At 64.8% G+C, this 4,915-nt stretch carries 3 protein-coding genes and 1 pseudogene; all 4 read left to right on the top strand.

Annotation, left to right across the window (positions count from 1 at the left end):
* The coding region (locus NZM16_RS01005) for an ABC transporter permease (protein ID WP_367280985.1) at nt 1-517 on the top strand (517 nt) is incomplete at its 5' end.
* Nucleotides 518-643: 126 nt separating this feature from the next.
* Nucleotides 644-1,597: pseudogene (locus tag NZM16_RS13950) on the top strand (ABC transporter permease); the annotation flags it as partial.
* 75 nt (nt 1,598-1,672) lie between these two features.
* Nucleotides 1,673-3,271 (top strand): ABC transporter ATP-binding protein, encoded by a 1,599-nt coding sequence (locus tag NZM16_RS13945; RefSeq protein ID WP_366946216.1) that lies wholly within the window; start codon nt 1,673-1,675, stop codon nt 3,269-3,271.
* Between the two features lie 120 nt (nt 3,272-3,391).
* On the top strand, nt 3,392-4,726 hold the full coding sequence (locus NZM16_RS00995; RefSeq protein ID WP_295452347.1) for a UDP-glucose/GDP-mannose dehydrogenase family protein: 1,335 nt from the start codon (nt 3,392-3,394) through the stop codon (nt 4,724-4,726).
* The last annotated feature ends 189 nt before the right edge of the window (nt 4,727-4,915 follow it).

Raw genomic sequence — 4,915 nt, 5'->3', positions numbered from 1 at the left:
CCATGCGGGCTTCCTGATCGCCCTGGGAGTGGCCCTGCTGGTGGCCTGGCTCCTGTGGCGGACCACGCTGGGCTTCGAGATCCGAACGGTGGGTTTGAACCCTCACGCCGCCCGCTATGCCGGCATCTCGATTGTTCGGATCACCGTTCTTACCATGGCCATGAGCGGCTTCCTGGCCGGGATGGCCGGCGCGGTGCAGGTGACTGGGCTCAATTACCGCCACGAGCTGAGCTTCAACCTGGGATACGGCTTCGACGCCATCGCCGTCGCGCTCCTGGGCAAGGTCCACCCCCTGGGAGTGGTGCTGGCGGCTTTCCTCTTCGGCGCCCTGCGCAATGGGGCCAGCCGCATGCAGTTTCTGACTCAGGTCCCGGTGGACCTGATTTCGGTGATCCAGGCGCTGATTTTGATGTTCGTGGCGGCAGAAGCTATCGTTCGCGCCCTCTACCGTCCGCTCTTCCGACGGGCGACCGAGGCCGAACAGATGGTGCTGACCCGTGGTTGGGGAGAGCTATAAGAGACTCGAATAAGACCATAGGTCATGGCGGCGGCTTCGCGGCCACAACCCATGATCCATTCGCTCTAAAGATCGGGATGGTTCCAAGATGAGCGTTGCCCCAGCTTTATCCAGAGAGGATCCGGAATGGACGCGCGGCGATTCGGCTTCGTCATCGGTGTGATCGCCCTTATTTTCGGGACTGCGGTGGCGTTGGGCTATGAGCGCTATCCGGCGGCCGTGATCATCGTCAGCATGCTGGCCACCACCATCCGGGTTTCCACCCCCCTGGTGCTGGGCGCCCTCTCCGGCATTTTCTGCGAGCGGAGCGGGGTGGTGAACATCGCTATCGAGGGCATGATGTTGACGGCCGCGTTCACCGGCTTCACCGCCTCGCTCTACATTTACGATGCAGGGGTTCCCGGGCTCCTTGCCCTTCTCCTGGGCGTGCTGATCGCCATCCTCACCGGCGCCCTCCTGGGCCTGCTGCACGCGGTCCTCTCGATCACCTACAAGACCGATCAGATCATCAGCGGGACGGTGATCAACATCCTGGCGGTTGGGATCACTGGCTATCTGAACCGTCAGTTCTTCTTCGGCGGCCAGATGCCCCATTCCCCGGGGGTGCTTCCCCGCGTCGCCCTCCCCGGGCTCTCCGATCTTCCCCTGGTGGGGAGCATCTTCAGCCAGCAGCCGATCACCTGGCTGGCGCCTATCCTGGTGATCGTGGTGCACATCCTTTTGTTCCGGACCGTGTGGGGACTGCGGACACGGGCGGTGGGCGAGCACCCCCGGGGCGCGGACACCCTGGGGATCGACGTGATCCGCCTCCGATACATCAACGTGATCACCGGGGGGGCGATCGCGGGCCTGGCGGGTGCCTACTTCACCCTGGAGTCGGTGCCGGCCTTCGAGCCCCTGATGACCAGCGGCCGGGGCTTCATCTCCTTGGCGGCGATGATCTTCGGGAACTGGACGCCTTTTGGGGCCTGGGCGGCCACGCTGCTGTTCGGGGCGGCCCAGGCCCTTCAGGCCAACGCCCAGCAGTTCGAGTTCCCCGCGCCTTCCCAGTTCGTGGGCATGGTGCCCTACGTGATGACGATGCTGGTGCTCACCGGCATCGTGGGCCGGACGATCCCTCCGGCCGCCGATGGGCAGCCTTATGAGAAAGAGGCCCTGCCGCCGCGGCGCCGGGAAGCCCATCCCGTCTCTGCCCCGCTCACCGCCGACAACGTCATCCTGCAGGTGGTGGGGATCGTCAAGCGCTTCCCCGGCGTGGTCGCCAACGACCATGTAAGCTTTTCGCTGCGCCGTGGGGAGATCCACGCGATCCTGGGAGAGAACGGGGCCGGGAAGACCACCCTGATGAACATCCTTTACGGCCTCTACCACCCCGATGAGGGGGAGATCTACGTCAACGGCCAGGCGGTCGAAATCCGCAGCCCCAGCGATGCCATCCGCCTAGGCATCGGGATGGTCCACCAGCATTTCATGCTGGTGCCGGTGTTCACCGTGGCGGAGAACATCATCCTGGGCCAGGAGGTCCGCCGCGGACCGTTCCTGGATCTCCGGCAGGCAGTGGAGGAGGTCCGCGCCCTCTCCCAGCGTTACGGTCTGGAGGTAGACCCCAACGCGCTGGTGAAGGACCTGCCCGTCGGGGTCCAGCAGCGGGTGGAGATCCTGAAGGCCCTTTACCGGAAGGCGGACATCCTGATCCTGGACGAGCCCACGGCAGTGCTGACGCCACAGGAGACCGAAGAGCTGTTCCGGGTCATGCGCCATCTTCAGCAACAGGGGGTCTCGATTATCTTCATCACCCACAAGCTGAAGGAGGTCATGGCCGTCGCCGATCGCATCACGGTGCTCCGGAACGGCCGGGTGGTCGGCGTTCTGACGCCCCAGGAGGCGGATGAGGCACACCTGGCGGCGATGATGGTCGGCCGCGAGGTGATGCTCACCGTGGAAAAGTCCCCTGCCCGGCCCGGTCCAGAGGTCCTGCGAGTGGAAGACCTGCGGGTCCGCGACGATCGGGGGGCGACGGTGGTCAACGGGGTGAGCTTCTCCGTGCGCGCCGGCGAGATCCTGGGGATCGCCGGGGTGCAGGGCAACGGCCAGACGGAGCTGATCGAGGCCCTGGTGGGATTGCGGCCGGCCGCCGGCGGCCGGGTTGTGCTGCTGGGCGAAGAGATCACATTCCAGCCGCCTCGCCCTCGAACCGAACGAGGGATGGCCCACATCCCGGAGGATCGCCAGAAGCACGGCCTGGTGCTGCCTTATTCGGTAGCGGACAATCTGGTGCTCAACACGTATCACCAGCCTCCCTTCGCCCGCGGAGTCCAGCGGCAGCCCCAGGCCGTTTTAGAACACGCGCGCCAGCTCATCGCCCTTTATGACATCCGAACGCCTGGACCCCACACTCCGGTGCGAAGCCTCTCCGGAGGAAACCAGCAGAAAGTGATCGTCGCCCGGGAGCTCTCCCGTTCGATCCGCTTGCTGGTGGCCAATCAGCCCACCCGCGGTCTGGACGTGGGGGCGACCGAATACATCCACCGCAAGATCGTGGAGATGCGCGACCAGGGGATAGCGGTGCTGCTGGTCTCCACCGAGCTGGATGAAATCTTCTCCCTGGCCGATCGGATTGCAGTGATGTATCGGGGTCGCATCGTGGCCATCCTGGATCGGGCGGAGGCCACATTGCAGCAGGTTGGGTTATTGATGGCAGGCGTGATCCCGGCGGAACGCTGGCCGGTTGCAGAGCCCGCGGAACGGCTTTGACCATTCGCACATCATCGGGGCAGGCCCCTGTGCCTGCCCCCCCATGGAGGCAAGCACGGAGGGGTGCCCGAATAAGGCAACCGCGGGGGGTTGCCCTGACCAACATTCCGGGAGGCATGGATGAAGCGAATTTGCGTGATCGGCGCCGGCTATGTCGGGTTGACCACCGCGGCCTGCTTGGCCGACCTGGGCAACCGCGTGGCATGCGTGGATATCAACGAAGAGAAGATCGCCATGCTTCAGGAGGGCCGCCTTCCTATTTTCGAGCCCGGGCTCGAAGAGATCATCCGCCGCAACATGAGGGCCGGCCGGCTCTCCTTCACGACCTCCTACGAGGAAGGCATCAACGGCCTCGCGGCGGAGTTCGTCTTCATCGCCGTGGGAACCCCGGAGGGGGTGGACGGGGAGGCGGATCTGCGCTATGTGCGCATGGCGGCCGAGCGCATCGGCGAGGTGATGGATCACCCCCTCATCATCGTCAACAAGAGCACCGTGCCGGTGGGAACCGGGGACTGGGTGGCGGATATCGTGCGGAGCCGCCAGCGCCAGCCGATCCCCTTTTGGGTGGTCTCCAATCCGGAGTTCCTGCGGGAGGGGTCGGCGGTTTACGACTTCATGAACCCGGACCGCATCGTGCTGGGCTCGCTCGACCGGGAGGCGGCGGAGAAGGTGGCACAGCTTTACCTTCCCCTGCGCAGCACCCTCATGATCACCGATCTGCGCACGGCCGAGATGATTAAATACGCCTCCAACGCCTTCCTAGCCACCAAGATCTCCTTCATCAACGAGATCGCCAACATCTGTGAAGCCCTGGGCGCCGATGTCAAGGAAGTAGCAGCGGGAATGGGCTTCGACAAGCGCATCGGCCGTGCCTTCCTGGACGCCGGGGTGGGTTGGGGCGGCTCATGCTTCCCGAAGGACGTCAAAGCCCTCATCCATATGGCCATCGTCCACGGGTGCCATCCCCAGCTGCTCCAGGCAGTGGTGGAGATCAACCGGGACCAGCGGCGGCGGGTGGTGGAGAAACTGAAAGAGATCCTCGAGGATCTGAACGGCATGGTGATCGGCCTGCTGGGGCTTTCCTTCAAGCCGAACACCGATGACATCCGGGAGGCGCCCTCGCTGGAGATCGCCAGCCATCTCCTGCGGGAAGGCGCCATCGTCCGCGCCTACGATCCCGTGGCCATGCCCAACGCCGCCCGGGCCTTGCCCCCGCTGATCATGTGCGCTGATCCCTACGAGCTGGCCGAGGGGGCGGATGCCCTGGTCGTGGTAACAGAGTGGAACGAGTTCAGGCATCTGGATCTTCCCCGGATCAGGCAGCGGATGCGCCGGCCGGTGATCATCGATGGCCGGAACATCTATGAGCCGGAGGTCATGCGGGAGCTGGGGTTCATCTACCGGGGGATCGGCCGGGGATATAACCATCCGAACCCGGGATCCCACATCCGATAATCGGGGGGGCGATCGCCTCCTTATCCAGAGGCAGAGGAATATCCCTGGGCTCGTTCGCTACTGGCTGATCGCCGATGTCTGCTGGCTCTGGCTGTGGACGCTGCTACCCCTCCCCTTCTGCTTGTCCACCGTTCTTCTGGAGCCCCGGAGGAACCGATGTGGGGGTGGAGCCGGGCGCCTTCGGCGCCC

The organism is Thermoflexus sp. (assembly GCF_025055495.1).
Taxonomy (GTDB): domain Bacteria; phylum Chloroflexota; class Anaerolineae; order Thermoflexales; family Thermoflexaceae; genus Thermoflexus.
Note: the sequence above shows the minus strand (reverse complement) of the source record. Positions and strands in the feature narration are given on the sequence as shown.

Coding starts and splice junctions, on each gene's coding strand:
- NZM16_RS00995 (WP_295452347.1), top strand. CDS start 3,392: ATGAAGCGAATTTGCGTGATCGGCGCCGGCTATGTCGGGTTGACCACC.